Source organism: Sphingorhabdus sp. (assembly GCF_044374345.1).
Lineage (GTDB): Bacteria > Pseudomonadota > Alphaproteobacteria > Sphingomonadales > Sphingomonadaceae > Sphingorhabdus_B.
Window position 1 is genome coordinate 25,529 of sequence record NZ_JBILOS010000008.1, and the last position, 13,735, is coordinate 39,263.

Here is a 13,735-nt window from a genome sequence, read left to right on the forward strand (position 1 = left end):
CGTACCGAAAGAGGCGATCCATTGACTGCAGCCAGAACCGACGAAGAAGACATTCAGGCACTCGCAAAGGGTGGGCGGACGAATGTATTTGGTTTTCTTTTGCGGTTGGCCGCGCGTATCCCATTTTTGTTTATCGCGGGCCGACTTTATGGTCCCGAAGCGCTTGGCCGCTTTGCCTATGCCATATTGATTATCGAATTCGTCGCGCAGCTTGCTTCGCTTGGCCTGCGCCGCGGGCTGGCGGAATTGCTTGCGAAGGATGACCGCCCGCACGCCCATATGATTGCGGATGCACTTTTCGCGGCAATGGCAGCATCAGCGGTCGGTGCTGCATTTTTGATCATGTTGCCCGAACTGATGTTTCCCAACAGCGGCATTAACGGGCTCGACCGGTTTCTACCGCTCGCCATTTTTGCCATTGTCGCAACGGACATCGCCTTGTCCGCTTTGGCCTATAAATTCGACATTGCATCGACCGTGCGGGCACGTGCGATCGTTGAACCATGGACAATCAGCATCGCGGCAGGCGCGCTTTATTTCTATTCCGCGCGTGATGGGCTGATCCTGTCTTATGTCGCTTCTCTGGCAGCTGCATTGTTGGTTGCCCTATGGCCTTTGTGGCGCAGCTATGGCTTTGCGTGGGGATGGCGGCCAAGTGTGAAGCGTTCTTTGGTGATTGCCCGACGCAACCTGCCATTGGCCGCAGCAGACGCGGCTGAATGGGGCAGCAGGCGGCTGGACCTTGCCATATTGGGGCTATTTGCATCGCCCGCAGTGGTGGGTATCTATTATGTCGCCCAACAGGTGGCGAGCCTGCCGCAGAAGCTTAAAACCAGCTTTGACCCGATATTGGGTCCCGTCATCACGCGCAATTTACAGACCCGCAATTATGCCGAAATCGCCAAACAGGTCGGCCAGGTCGGTTTCTGGATTATCGCGGCGCAGGCCGGGATTGCACTGGCGCTTGGTATCCCCGGCGAAGCGGTCATGGGATTAATAGGTCCCGAATTTGTCGGCGGAACAGCGGCGCTTGCCTTTTTGCTGGCGGCGGAAGTTGCGGCGGCCACGGCGGTCGTCAGTGAATCGGCTTTGGTATATATGGCCCGTCACCGGAACCTGCTGATTTCAATAGGGATGTTGGCCGTACAAACGTTGGTCAGCATCGGCCTTATCATGCTGGTCGATGATATCCCCGTTAAGCCCGAATATGTCGGCCTATATCAGGCAGCAGCCGTTGCCTGCGGGCTGATGATATCGCTGGGTATCGGCTCGATCATCAAATCGCGATTGCTGTCGCGGTTATTGGGACAGCCCATCCGCGTGTGGCGGTGGGCGTTGCTGGTTGCTGTCGCCGCGGCAGCATTGCTCGGCATGGCCATCGTCAGCGTCCCTGCCCGTTTGGAATGGGTGGAACTGGCGATTGGCGTGCCTGCAATCCTTGGCCTTTATGGCTGGATTATCTGGCGCTGGGGCTTTGGCCCGGAAGACCGGGTGCTGTTCCGCAAGAAAAAGGATTAAGCCAAACGCTTGGCAACAAGCGCTGCAATATCCGCCTCTGGCCGCGCGCCATAATGCGAAATAATTTCAGCAGCGCAAACGGCGCCCATGACAAGGCATTCAGCCATCGGGCGGCCCTGCGCTATCCCGGCAAACACACCTGATGCAAACAAGTCACCTGCACCCGTTGTGTCGACCAATTGGGCGACAGGTTCTGCGCCGACTTCGGTACGCACGCCGTTTTCGATGGCAATTGCGCCATGTTCGCCGCGTGTGCAGACCAACAATGGAACCTTCGCCGCGATGGCCGCGACCGATGCTTCAAAATCATCGCTGTTGTTGAGCGCACAAATTTCGACTTCATTCGCAAACAATATGTCGATGCGACCGGCTTCCATTTCGGCCAAAAAGTCTGGTCCATGACGCGAAATGACAAATGCGTCGGACAATGTCAGCGCAACCTTACGACCGGCGGCACGCGCGACATCGATGGCGGTGCGCATGGCGGCACGTGGTTCCTCAGGGTCCCACAAATAGCCTTCCAGATATAAAATAGCCGCGCTTTCAATGAGCGACTTGTCGATCAGCGTGGCCGGCAAATATTGCGACGCGCCCAGAAAGGTGTTCATCGTCCGCTGCGCATCTGGTGTGACCAGAATGTAGCAACGTGCGGTCGAAGGTGCGCCATCACGTGCAGGAACATCGAAATGGATACCGCCCGCACGAATGTCATGTGCGAACACTTGGCCAAGCTGATCATTGGCCACTTGCCCGATAAATGCTGTTTTATGTCCAAGCCGCGCAAGGCCGGCCAAGGTATTTGCGGCCGAACCACCACTGATTTCACGGGCCGGACCCATATGCGCATATAATGCTTGCGCACGTTCCTCATCAACGAGTTGCATGCTGCCTTTGGTCAGGCCTTCGCTCTCGATAAAAGCATCGTCGGTGTTGGCAATGATATCAACAATTGCGTTGCCAATGGCGAGGACGTCGAAGCGGCTTTCAGTCATGAAAATTCCTATAATTAAGCTCGCCGCGCCCTACTGGGGTTGGACATTTCGGGCAAGCGCTTTAGAAGCGCGACATGATACAAGCGCTCCAGCTTTCGTTCCAAAGCCTTTCGGACAGGCGCGTGGCAATGCTGCTTATCAAAGTGGTGTTGTGTAGCTTTGCCAGCTTCCTTTTACTGGGCGTCGGCATGTGGTTTGCGCTCGATTGGCTTTTTGAATGGCTCAAAATTCAAAATGGCGAATATCTGTCGACCTTCCTGTCGCTGGCCATCATCCCGATTTCGGCGTTTCTGCTTTTCCGGGTGGTTGCCGTCGCAATCACATGGATCTTTGCCGACGATATCATCGATGCGGTTGAAGACCGATATTATCCCCAGAAAGCCGCGTTTGGAAAGCGCCCAGGCGTGGGCGCTGGCGTGCATATGGCGGTGCGGTCAATCGCGCGCGTAGTTGGGTACAACCTCCTTGCCTTGCCGCTGTATATTGTTTTGTTGGTGACGGGCGTTGGCACGGCGATTGCCTTCATGCTTCTCAACGCGCTCCTGTTGGGCAAGGATTTGGAAGATATGCTGATTGCCCGCCATGGCGCATCGCAAGGCAGCATCCAAAAACTGCCGCGCCTCTTGCTTGGCTTCATTGGCACCGTTGGCATGCTGATCCCGTTTTTCAACCTGCTGGTGCCCGTGCTGGCTACGGCAATGGCTGTGCACATGGTCCATTCGGGAAGCAGAGCGATATGAAACACGCCATCACCGCATGCGCACTCGCGTTGATTTTGGCAGGCTGTGTATCTGCGCCTCTTGCATATGCACAAACCCGCCCCCCCGCATCCGTACAGCGCACTGCGCCGCCCATTCCCGTTCGCCCTGCTATGGGACCAAGGGGCTTAGAGGCGGTCATGGGCAAGGATGTCGCCACGTTGAAACGCCTTTTTGGCGAACCACGGCTTGATGTGGTTGAGGTTCATGGCCGCAAGCTGCAATTTGTTGGCAAAGCCTGCGTCCTTGATGTGTTTCTCTATCCAGAGGGCAAGGGCAGGACCGAGATCGTGACGTATGTCGACGCGCGACGCAGTGACGGTGCTGCAGTGGACCGCGCATCCTGCATTGATGCCTTGCAACGCCGCTGACTAGGGTCAGGACCTAGCTCAGCGTCCATTCGGCACGAACCGACGGGTCCAGTTCGTCAGCGAACCGCGCCTGCTTTTCACGCGCAAATATCTCGGGCGACAGCCGTGACATCGCCCAGATTGCGGCACCACGGACGACCGGAGACGTGTCATCCATGAGCATCTCGACCAACGGTAGCACGCCGAGGTCACGGCCATTGCCAGCCGCGATCAACACATTGCGCACAAAGCGGTCGCGGCCAATGCGCTTGACGGGCGATCCGGAAAATAGCGCACGAAACTGTGCATCATCCAGAGCCAAAAGGCCCGCAATGCGCGGCGCGACCAACGCTTCGCGGGGCAAAAATGCCTTATGTGCCGCAGCGGTCTCGGCAAATTTGTTCCACGGACATACCGCCAGACAATCATCGCAGCCATAAATATGATTACCCATCAATGGGCGCAGTTCGCGGTCGATGTGTCCCTTATGCTCAATGGTGAGATAGGAGATGCATCGGCGCGCATCGACTTGGTAAGGCGCCGGAAAGGCATTGGTTGGGCAGATGTCTTGGCATGCCCGGCACGAACCGCATGTGTCGGTCGCGGGAACCGATGGCGCGAGCTCTGCCGTCGTATAAATCGCACCAAGGAACAGCCAGCTGCCATGTTCTTTGCTGACGATGTTGCTGTGCTTGCCTTGCCACCCAAGTCCCGCCACCTCAGCCAGCGCCTTTTCCATAACCGGCGCGGTATCAACGAACACTTTGACGCCGACCTCTGCAGAATGGGCCAGCCAGCTGGCGAGCCGCTTGAGCGCGCCTTTTACGACATCATGATAGTCGCGCCCTTGCGCATAGACCGATATGCGCGCCTTTGTGTCATCGCCCGCAAGCGCCATTGGATCATGTGGCGGTGCATAGCTCATCCCCAGCATGATCACGGACTTTACTTCGGGCCATAAAATATCGGGATTGGCACGCTCATCGACGCGGCTTTCCATCCACAACATGTCGCCATGGCGGCCTTCATCGATCCATTGGCGCAGTCGCAGTCCCGCGCGTGGCGCAAGGTGACCCGGCGCAATACCAAAGGCGACAAAGCCCTCACTCTGCGCCTTGGTCTGCAATTCGTTAACTATATTTGTGTTGTTTCTTTTCACGCGCCAACCTTATTCAGCACCGACCATCTCTCCGGGGCAATTTCATATGTACGCAATAGAGGCAAAGGGACTCGTAAAGCAATTCGATGGCTTTCGTGCCGTCGATGGGGTCGACCTGAACATTCCGGAGGGCAGCATTTTTGGCATTTTGGGCCCGAATGGCGCTGGCAAGACGACCATGTTGCGCACTTTGCTTGGCATCATTGATCCGGATGCCGGAACCCGCAGCCTGCTGGGTTCGGACCGGCCGATAACACAGTCCCGCAATGTCGGATATTTACCCGAAGAACGCGGCCTGTATCAATCGATGCGCGCGGTCGATACGATTGCATTCATGGGCGCGCTGCGCGGGCTATCGTTGAAAGAGGGTGCGAAAAAAGGGCGGGCCTTGCTCGAAGAAGCTGGCCTTGGATATGCCGCGGACCGGCAGATTAGGCAGCTTTCCAAAGGGATGGCCCAGACGGTGCAGCTGATGGGGACAATCGTCCACGACCCAAAGCTGATCGTCCTCGATGAACCTTTTTCGGGGCTGGATGCGCTCAATCAAGCCAAGCTTGAAAAGATGATCCACGCGCAAGCCGCCAAGGGTGTGACGGTGATTTTCTCCACCCATGTCATCGCACATGCCGAACGTTTGTGCGAACGCATCGCCATTATCGCCAAGGGTAAAATCAGTTTCGACGGGTTGGTATCCGAAGCGCGTGACCGCCTGCGGCCGCAGGTGCATCTGGAAACCGAAACGTTGGACGGGCCATGGCGATCGGCGTTGCCCGCTGAAACCAAAGCAGAAGGGCATTGGTGGCATTTCACCTTGCCCGAAACCGGGGTGGAACCGCTGCTGACGGCGCTGGTCGAGGGCAAGGCTGGCGTCAAATCGCTATCGATTGAAAGGCCGGGGCTGCACGATGCGTTCGTGGCGATCGCGGGGGAAGCGGTCGCCGCGGAAATGGATGACGCGCATGTGGGAGAAGCGAAATGAAGGAAATCATCCGCGCCGCTTTCGTCATTGCCCGCCGGGATTTTACGGCGATCATCTATTCCAAGGCCTTTATCTTCTTCCTGCTTGGGCCCTTCTTCCCTGTGCTTGTCGGATTTGCAGCGGGTAATTTGGGTGGGCAAATCGCCAAAGACGTGTCGCAACCCGTTGTCGGCATTGCATTGGCCAAAGAGGAGGCCGCAAAAATCCTGTCCGCCCGCGAGTCGCTTTCGAAGACATTGGGGGACAGTTATTTCGCCCGCATGGTCGTCGTCGGCGATCCTGCTGCGGATCAAAAAGCGCCGCAAAGCTATCTTGCGAAAAAGACGGATAATCTAACCGTTGTCGTCACCGGCACGCTGGCCAAACCCGTGATAACCGGTACAGCCAACGCCATAAAACGCGAACGCGCCGACATTGAACTGTTGGCAGGCTATGCGCAAAGCGGCGGCACGATGACGCTGCCGCGTTCGACACCCGACATTGTTGTCGAATCCGCTAACAACGACAAACAATTGCGCACCGTGACCGCGCAGGGTGGGCAGTTTTTCATTTTCTTCCTGACAATTTTGCTGGCGGGGATGGTGCTGTCCAATCTGGTGGAGGAGAAGTCGAACAAGATTATCGAAATTCTCGCCGCCTCCATTCCGATGGAATCGGTGTTCCTGGGCAAGTTATTCGCGATGCTCGGCATGGCCTTGCTGGGCATATTGGTGTGGACAACCGTTGGACTGATTGGCGTCGCCGCAATCGGACCGGATTTGCCAAATTTCCCGACGCCGGCGGTTGGCTGGCCCATGTTCATTGGCCTGTGCTTCACCTATTTCATCATGACCTATCTCATGCTCGGTGCGCTTTTCCTCGGGATTGGGGCAATGGCGGCCACGGTGCGTGAGGTGCAGACCATTTCCATGCCCGTCACCATGGCGCAGCTGATCAATTTCTTCCTCGCCTCTTATGCACTGACCAAAACAGGCGAACCGATCGAGAAATTTGCTGCCATTTTCCCATTCAGTTCGCCCTTTGCGATGATTGGACGGGCAGCACTTGAACCGGCTTTGTGGCATCATGCCGTCGCAATTATCGGCCAGATTTTCTTTGCGATATTGTTGCTGCGGCTGGGTGTGTATCTTTTCAAGAAAAACGTCATGAAATCAGGAAGTGCTGGCCGTGCCAAGGATGACGGTGCGCGCCGGTTGTTCGGCTTCATCAAAATGCCGGGCTGAACGTATAATCACCTTTAATAGGTTGCGGTTCGAAACTGGATTGACATTTTTGTCAGTAGTGGCAGTTTCGGCGTTGAGAGGAGTCGAAAACAATGGCAACTGCCCCCCTAATCGAAAGCGATTCACTGCCTTGGGAAATGAACAAGGCACCACATCATTGGGACGTCACAAAGCCCGACATTTACACCGAGGATCGCTGGCACCCCATCTTTAAAGAGATGCGCGAAAAAGCGCCGATCAACAAGATTGAGGGTTCCGATTTCGGCAGTTATTGGAATGTCACGACGCTCAAAGCCATTCAACATGTCGAGGCGCTGCCCGACATTTATTCATCGTCATTCGAACATGGTGGCATCACCTTAATCGACGACGATGCGCTCGCCGAGCCAATCCCCGAAGACCAAAGAATCGTCATGCCCATGTTCATTGCGATGGACCGGCCCAAGCACACCGAAGAACGCCGTGTCATCGCACCGGCCTTCACACCGGGTGAAATGGACCGTATGTCGGGCGATATCCGCCGTCGCACGGGCGAACTTTTGGACTCGCTTCCGGTTGGCAAAACCTTTGACTGGGTCGACCTGGTATCCATCGAACTGACCACACAGATGTTGGCGTTGCTTTTCGATTTCCCGTGGGAAGACCGCCGCAAGTTGACCGAATGGTCCGATTGGGCGGGCGACGTCGAACTGTTCCGTTCCGAAGAGACGCGTCAGGCGCGCCTTGCCAAAATGTTTGAAATGGGCGCCTATTTTCAGCGTCTGTGGGACGAACGCAAAGATCGCGGCGAAGCGCCCGACCTTATCAGCCGGATGATCCAGTCGCCGATGAAGGACATGAGCCAGTTTGAATATATGGGTAACCTCATTCTGCTGATCGTGGGCGGAAATGACACGACCCGCAATTCGATGTCGGGTTATGCTTATGGGCTCAACAGCTTCCCCGACGAGCGCGAAAAGCTGGAGAAAAATCCCCAGTTCATCACCAACGCCGTCAGCGAAATCATTCGTTGGCAAACGCCTTTGGCGCATATGCGGCGCACCGCTACGCAGGACCATGACCTGTTCGGCGCGCCCATCAAGGCTGGTGACAAGATTGGCATGTGGTACCTATCGGCCAACCGGGATGAGACGGTGTTCGAAAATCCCGACAAGTTGATTGTTGATCGCGAAAACGCCCGTCGCCATTTGGCGTTTGGATATGGCATCCACCGTTGCGTCGGCGCACGATTGGCCGAATTGCAGATCCGCATTTTGCTTGAAGAAATGGCGGCGCGCCGCCTGCGACCCAATGTGGTAGCCGAACCCGACCGCGTGGCGGGCTGCTTCGTCCATGGCTATCGCAAGATGGATGTCGAACTATCGCGCTATTGATATGAAAGCTTTTGGACGTTTCCGGTATATGCATAGCCGGAGCGTCCAAAGGAACATGTCATGCAGTTAAGCAAACGCAAATTTCTGTCACTCGCAGGTGCAGGGGCAGCGGTGCTGGTTTTTGGCTGCGGCAAAAGTGCGACCGCCAAAACGCGCTATGCGGTGACATATAGCGATGCTGAATGGAAAAAGCGCTTGTCGCCTGCTGCATACCGCGTGTTGCGCCGCGAAGATACCGAACGGCCATATACGAGCCAGCTTAACAGCGAAAAGCGCAAGGGTACGTTCGTCTGCGCTGGCTGTAACCAGCGGCTGTTTGCGTCGGCTACCAAGTTTGAAAGCGGAACGGGCTGGCCAAGTTTCTATGCGCCACTGCCCGGCGGCATAGGCACCAAAACCGACTATAAAATCGGCGTGCCACGCACCGAAGTGCATTGCGCGCGCTGCGGCGGGCATCTTGGCCATGTGTTTAACGATGGCCCAAAGCCAACAGGCAAACGCTATTGCATGAATGGCGCCGCGATGAAGTTTATCCCCGGATAATCCGTCCAGCGCACGGCGCGCCAACGGACCTTATTTCGGTTCAGATATGCCCGAAAAGTCCAGCTCGGCGGGTTTCTTTGCCGTATCGGTTTTGCCGTTGTTTTCGATGATCGCAACAATGGCGTTCGCTCGTCCGTCCTGAAGCGCATAATCGCGTGCAGAATATCCCGCCCGGCTATCCTTCTTGTCCGGATTTGCACCGGCCTTCAAAAGCATGCGCACCGCTTCTGCATTGCGCAGTTGCACCGCCAGAATCAGCGCGGTTTCTCCGGCACGATTGGTCTGGTCAATCTGCGCCTTTTTACGCGAAAGCCAATCAATGCCATCGATGAAGCCCAATTGCGTGGCGAGCATCAACGGCGTCGTGCCCTTTTTGTCTGCCAAATTGGGGTTCGCACCTTTTTGTAACAAATACCCCAGCCAAGTCGCGTCACGGCGTTGAATGACAATGTGCAGCGCGGTTTCGCCGGTTGAATTGTCGCGTGTGTTGATAATCACCGAACCGGGCGCGGCCAGAAATTTTTCCGCGTCCTCGCCCTTACGATCGCGCACGGCTTTCAGGAAATTATAGCTGTCCGAAAACTGGGCTTGTGCAGCGGGCGCAACAAGGCCAGCGCCCATCGGCAAGATCAGCCCAGCGGCTAAGGCGAGAAAAAATGGCTTTTTCAACAAAGGGCCCCATTTAAATGTCCAACACACTTGATAACTGGTCTTTAGCAGACCATGTCTGGCCCCGCTATGAACAAAAATCTGATTTTCACGCTCTCCGCCGCGCTTTTGCTGTCGGCATGTGATTCACCCCCCGCACAGCCGCCGTTGAGCGAAGCCCCTCTGGCCGGTGCAACCATTGGCGGTGATTTTACGCTGACCGATCAAAATGGCAAAAAGCGGACCTTCAAGGAATTCGACGGCGCATATCGTATCGTCTATTTTGGCTACACCAACTGCCCCGATATCTGCACGCCCGACATGCAGAATCTGATGGCCGGGTTAAAAGCCTATGAGAAACGCCATCCGGAGCTTGGCGCAAAGATTCAGCCGATTTTCATCACCGTTGATCCCCTGCGCGACACGCCAGAGGTGCTGAAGCAATTCGTCAGCGCATTTCATCCGCGCGCGATTGGGCTTACGGGAACGGAAGCCGAAATTGCGGACGCAGCAAAGAAATTTGCGATTTACTCCAGCCGTGTCGAAGGGTCTTCGCCCGAAAACTACCTGATGAGCCATAGCCAGACACCCTATTTGATGGGGCCCGATGGCAAGCCTTTGGCGCTTATGCCCGCTGACGTTCCCAATACCGACATCAATGAAGGCGCGCCTAATTTGGTTGAGGCGGAATTGGCAAAATGGGTGCGCTGATTTGAACGAAGCGCCTTTTTGGGAAGCCCCGATAGAGAGCCTCGACCGCGCACAATGGGAGGCATTGTGCGATGGTTGCGGGAAATGCTGTCTCAACAAGGTGGAAGATGAAGATACCGGCCGCATCTACCCCACCAATGTCGCCTGCAAATTGCTGGATCTACAGACATGCCAATGTGCCGATTATCGCGGACGCCGCGCGATTGTGCCCGAATGTCGTCGGCTGACCGCGGACAAGATTGATGATTATGTCTGGCTGCCTTCGACCTGCGCCTATGTCCTGCGCGCGGCGGGCAAACCGCTTCCTGAATGGCATTATTTGGTAAGCGGAAACCGCCAGACAATTCATGACGCTGGCATGTCGGTCAAAGGTCGGGCTATATCGGAACTGCATGCTGGGCCGCTTGAAAACCATATTGTCGAACAGCCTCTCTGATCCTGAAGTGGTCATAGAAGGGGAGAGCGTACCCGTGCGCATTCGCCGCAACCCGCGCGCAAAGCGCATTTCGATGCGCGCCGATGCCGTGAAACGCGAAATCCGCATAACGATGCCGCATTATACGCCGACAAATGTGGCGCTCGATTTTGTCGAAAAGAAACGCGAATGGATCGCCACGCGGCTAAACAGCGCGCCTGAGATTGCCCCCATTGCCCCTGGCAGCGAAATCGCTGTCGAAGGCGAAAGCCACCTGATTGAATGGCGCGAAGAATGGCCGCGCAGCATTCGCTGCGGCGAAGGCATGCTGCGCTTGGGTGGCCCAAGAGAGTCGGTTGAAGCCCGCATCTTACGATGGCTCAAGGGCGAAGCGCGGCGGATTTTCACTAAAGAAATCGCACATTATTGCGACAAAGCCGGGGAACCAGTCCCACGCTTATCGCTGGGCGATCCCCGCAGCCGGTGGGGCAGCTGTTCCAGCCGGGGAACCATTTCGCTCAGCTGGCGGCTAATCATGGCGCCTGCATCTGTGCGCCGTTCGGTCATCGCACATGAGGTCGCGCATATGCGGCATATGAACCACAGCCCCGACTTCTACGCTTGGCTCGATGTCCTCTTTGAAGGGAACCGCAAGGCCGCGGACCAATGGCTAAAGATGCACGGCACGGGGCTGCAACGGGTTGGACGATAAGGAAGATAAGATGCTCGAAATGCGGGACATATGCGAACGATGCAAATCGCCACTGCCGATGGACAGCGGCGACGCGATGATTTGCAGCTATGAATGCACCTTTTGCGCACCCTGCGTGCATGGCCCGCTGAATGGACGCTGCCCCAATTGTGGCGGCGACCTTCAGCCAAGGCCAAAACGCATTAAGAAATAATCAGGTCAGCCTTTGGCGATTTCGCCACCCAGCGCACCATATTTCTTTTCGAAACCGGCGACATCGCCCGCCTCGAGATACTTGGCCTGATCAATCCAGTTGTCGCGGCTGATGCGGCCGGCAAATGCACCGAGCTTGCCATCAATTTCCGCTACATCGGCTGCCGTCCAACTCGCCACTTGCGCAAAGCTGGTTACGCCCAATGCCTTGAGCATAGCGTTCACTTTCGGACCAAGGCCCTTCAACAATTCGAGATTGTCAGGGACCGATACCTTAGCCTTGGCCGCTGGTTTGGCGACCTTGGGCTTGGGTGCGGCTTCTGCCTTCACCTTCGCCGCGGCAGCTTTCGGCGCGGATTTGGGCGCAGGCGCGGCCTTTGCCTTTGCTGCTGCAGGCTTTGCTGCTGGCTTAGGCGCCGCGACCTTGGCGACTGCGGTCTTCGGTTTAGCAGCCTTGGGTGCAGCAGGCTTCGGCGCTGCGGCTTTTGGGGCAGCTTTTGGGGCAGCTTTCGGAGCGGCCTTTGTTGCTGCAGCTTTCGGTGCAGCTTTCGGTGCAGCTTTCGGTGCAGCTTTCGGTGCAGGCACCTTCGCCGTTTTGGCCTTTGCCACAACTGGCTTCGCGGCAGCTGCTGGCGCGGCCTTTGTTGCTGCAGCTTTCGGTGATGCTTTTACCTTGGCTTTTGCGGTTTTCTTCGCGGGCGCAGGACCGTCCGCCGCCTTGGGTGCAGCAGGCACCTTAGTAGCAGGTGATGCCGGAACAACTGCCGCTGGAGGCGGCGCTAAATCTTTGGATGGGGCAGCCGTCTTCTTCGCGCCGTTACGCGCGAGCAACCACAAACCTAAAATGGCAATAATGGCCACCGCAATAATAATAATCAGTAGATTGTTGGACATAATATCCCTCCCAGAAACGCCCTCAATATCACCAACGGGTTACGCAATTTTTGCAGGGCGTGAAAGCGTTAATCCGCCGCGCCAACATTTGCGCGATTTCGTTAGTTGCCTGCTTCGCGCGCAACCTCACGCCAGCCAATGTCGCGGCGGCAAAAGCCATCGGGGAAAACGACCTGATCCACCGCTGCATAGGCCTTTGCTTGCGCGTCGGTGACGTTCGCCCCTGTTGCGGTAACGTTTAACACACGCCCGCCCGCTGCCACCAATTGCCCGTCCACTTCGGCGGTGCCTGCGTGAAATACCTTCGCGCCGGACACAAATGCCAGATCAATCGCGCCGCCTTTTTGGGGCACATCGGGATAGCCGTTCGCCGCCATGACGACGGTCAATGCCGTATCGGGCGAAAAGCTTGGAGCTGCGGCTTCAGAAAGCTTTCCAGTCGCAACCGCCAACATCAAAGCGGCAAGGTCGCCGTCAAAACGTGTCATCAGGACCTGGCACTCGGGATCACCAAAGCGCGCATTATATTCGATGAGCTTTGGCCCCTCATCGGTCAGCATGAGACCCGCGAACAGCACGCCCGAATAAGGCATGTCATGCGCCGCCATATACGCGACTGTCGGCTTAATGATGCGGTCCATGACTTCGGCTTGCAACGCAGGCGTCAGAACAATTGCGGGTGAATATGCACCCATGCCGCCGGTGTTCGGGCCAACATCACCATCGCCGACCCGCTTATGATCCTGCGCCGACCCGAATGCGACCACATCGCGGCCATCGGTCAGTGCGAAAAAGCTGGCTTCTTCTCCGGTCATAAATTCTTCGATGACCACGGAAGCGCCAGCGTCGCCAAAACCGCCGCCGAACATATCTTCAATCGCGGCCTCAGCATCAATGCGGGTTTCCGCGATAATCACGCCTTTGCCCGCAGCCAGGCCGTCTGCTTTAATGACATAGGGTGCTTGGAACGCATCGAGGCCAGATAATGCCGACGCTTTGCTGTCATGCCGGTAATAGCCCGCTGTAGGGATGCCCGCTGCTGCACATATATCTTTGGTAAAGCCTTTTGACCCTTCCAATTGTGCCGCCTTTTGATTGGGGCCGAAAACGGGAATGCCCGCATCGCGCAAGCTATCGCCCAGGCCGGCAACAAGTGGTGCTTCTGGACCGACCACGACCAACCCGACATCATGCCCTGCGCAAAAGGATATGACCGCCGCATGATCGGATATGTTCAATGCAACCAGATCAGCCTCTTCGGCAATCCC

At 56.4% G+C, this 13,735-nt stretch carries 16 protein-coding genes; 11 read left to right on the forward strand and 5 right to left on the reverse strand.

The genetic code is table 11. The features are described 5' to 3' along the window. The first annotated feature begins 21 nt into the window (after positions 1 to 21). On the forward strand, positions 22 to 1,518 hold the full coding sequence (locus ACIQ5B_RS01680; protein ID WP_397597499.1) for a lipopolysaccharide biosynthesis protein: 1,497 nt from the start codon (positions 22 to 24) through the stop codon (positions 1,516 to 1,518). On the opposite strand, the gene ACIQ5B_RS01685 is transcribed toward ACIQ5B_RS01680, so the two are convergent. Beyond that, positions 1,515 to 2,510, reverse strand: coding sequence for an adenosine kinase (locus tag ACIQ5B_RS01685; RefSeq protein WP_397597500.1), 996 nt, complete (start codon positions 2,508 to 2,510; stop codon positions 1,515 to 1,517). The genes ACIQ5B_RS01680 and ACIQ5B_RS01685 overlap by 4 nt on opposite strands. 74 nt (positions 2,511 to 2,584) lie before the next feature. On the opposite strand from ACIQ5B_RS01685, the gene ACIQ5B_RS01690 reads away from it, so the two are divergent. Beyond that, complete coding sequence (locus tag ACIQ5B_RS01690; RefSeq protein WP_397597501.1) at positions 2,585 to 3,250, forward strand: EI24 domain-containing protein; 666 nt, start codon at positions 2,585 to 2,587, stop codon at positions 3,248 to 3,250. Continuing rightward, positions 3,247 to 3,639 (forward strand): hypothetical protein, encoded by a 393-nt coding sequence (locus ACIQ5B_RS01695; RefSeq protein ID WP_397597502.1) that lies wholly within the window; start codon positions 3,247 to 3,249, stop codon positions 3,637 to 3,639. Before ACIQ5B_RS01690 ends, ACIQ5B_RS01695 begins: the two co-directional genes overlap by 4 nt. Before the next feature lie 13 nt (positions 3,640 to 3,652). On the opposite strand, the gene queG is transcribed toward ACIQ5B_RS01695, so the two are convergent. Further along, complete coding sequence (queG, locus tag ACIQ5B_RS01700; RefSeq protein WP_397597503.1) at positions 3,653 to 4,777, reverse strand: tRNA epoxyqueuosine(34) reductase QueG; 1,125 nt, start codon at positions 4,775 to 4,777, stop codon at positions 3,653 to 3,655. Between the two features lie 46 nt (positions 4,778 to 4,823). Here queG and ACIQ5B_RS01705 point away from each other — a divergent pair, with 46 nt between their 5' ends. The 4 genes from ACIQ5B_RS01705 (at position 4,824) to msrB (ending at position 8,895) form a co-directional block, all read left to right on the forward strand. After that, the gene (locus ACIQ5B_RS01705) at positions 4,824 to 5,756 is read left to right on the forward strand and encodes an ABC transporter ATP-binding protein (protein ID WP_397576145.1); all 933 of its coding nucleotides are present in this window, start codon (positions 4,824 to 4,826) and stop codon (positions 5,754 to 5,756) included. Beyond that, positions 5,753 to 6,979, forward strand: coding sequence for an ABC transporter permease (locus ACIQ5B_RS01710; RefSeq protein ID WP_397597504.1), 1,227 nt, complete (start codon positions 5,753 to 5,755; stop codon positions 6,977 to 6,979). The genes ACIQ5B_RS01705 and ACIQ5B_RS01710 overlap by 4 nt, the downstream gene beginning before the upstream one ends. A gap of 92 nt (positions 6,980 to 7,071) precedes the next feature. Continuing rightward, positions 7,072 to 8,352 (forward strand): cytochrome P450, encoded by a 1,281-nt coding sequence (locus ACIQ5B_RS01715; protein WP_397597505.1) that lies wholly within the window; start codon positions 7,072 to 7,074, stop codon positions 8,350 to 8,352. A gap of 60 nt (positions 8,353 to 8,412) precedes the next feature. Continuing rightward, the gene (gene msrB / locus ACIQ5B_RS01720; RefSeq protein WP_397597506.1) at positions 8,413 to 8,895 is read left to right on the forward strand and encodes a peptide-methionine (R)-S-oxide reductase MsrB; all 483 of its coding nucleotides are present in this window, start codon (positions 8,413 to 8,415) and stop codon (positions 8,893 to 8,895) included. Between the two features lie 30 nt (positions 8,896 to 8,925). Here the strand turns inward: msrB and ACIQ5B_RS01725 are convergent, their stop codons facing one another. Further along, positions 8,926 to 9,564, reverse strand: coding sequence for an ankyrin repeat domain-containing protein (locus ACIQ5B_RS01725; protein ID WP_397597507.1), 639 nt, complete (start codon positions 9,562 to 9,564; stop codon positions 8,926 to 8,928). A gap of 54 nt (positions 9,565 to 9,618) precedes the next feature. Between ACIQ5B_RS01725 and ACIQ5B_RS01730 the strand changes: the two genes are divergently transcribed. Genes ACIQ5B_RS01730 through ACIQ5B_RS01745 form a run of 4 tightly spaced genes read left to right on the forward strand, consistent with a single transcriptional unit; the run spans position 9,619 to position 11,574 of the window. Continuing rightward, positions 9,619 to 10,254: an SCO family protein gene (locus ACIQ5B_RS01730; protein ID WP_397597508.1), complete on the forward strand. Its 636-nt coding sequence runs from the start codon at positions 9,619 to 9,621 to the stop codon at positions 10,252 to 10,254. Between the two features lies 1 nt (position 10,255). After that, on the forward strand, positions 10,256 to 10,690 hold the full coding sequence (locus tag ACIQ5B_RS01735; protein WP_397597509.1) for a YcgN family cysteine cluster protein: 435 nt from the start codon (positions 10,256 to 10,258) through the stop codon (positions 10,688 to 10,690). Next, complete coding sequence (locus tag ACIQ5B_RS01740) at positions 10,671 to 11,381, forward strand: M48 family metallopeptidase (RefSeq protein ID WP_397597510.1); 711 nt, start codon at positions 10,671 to 10,673, stop codon at positions 11,379 to 11,381. Before ACIQ5B_RS01735 ends, ACIQ5B_RS01740 begins: the two co-directional genes overlap by 20 nt. Before the next feature lie 10 nt (positions 11,382 to 11,391). After that, positions 11,392 to 11,574 carry a DUF1272 domain-containing protein gene (locus tag ACIQ5B_RS01745; protein ID WP_397597511.1) on the forward strand — a complete coding sequence of 61 codons (183 nt, stop codon included), beginning with the start codon at positions 11,392 to 11,394 and terminating at the stop codon, positions 11,572 to 11,574. Positions 11,575 to 11,579: 5 nt separating this feature from the next. Here the strand turns inward: ACIQ5B_RS01745 and ACIQ5B_RS01750 are convergent, their stop codons facing one another. Together ACIQ5B_RS01750 and purD are read right to left on the reverse strand one after the other, a co-directional pair. Further along, the gene (locus ACIQ5B_RS01750) at positions 11,580 to 12,467 is read right to left on the reverse strand and encodes a hypothetical protein (protein ID WP_397597512.1); all 888 of its coding nucleotides are present in this window, start codon (positions 12,465 to 12,467) and stop codon (positions 11,580 to 11,582) included. Between the two features lie 101 nt (positions 12,468 to 12,568). Next, the coding region (gene purD, locus ACIQ5B_RS01755; protein WP_397597513.1) for a phosphoribosylamine--glycine ligase at positions 12,569 to 13,735 on the reverse strand (1,167 nt) is incomplete at its 5' end.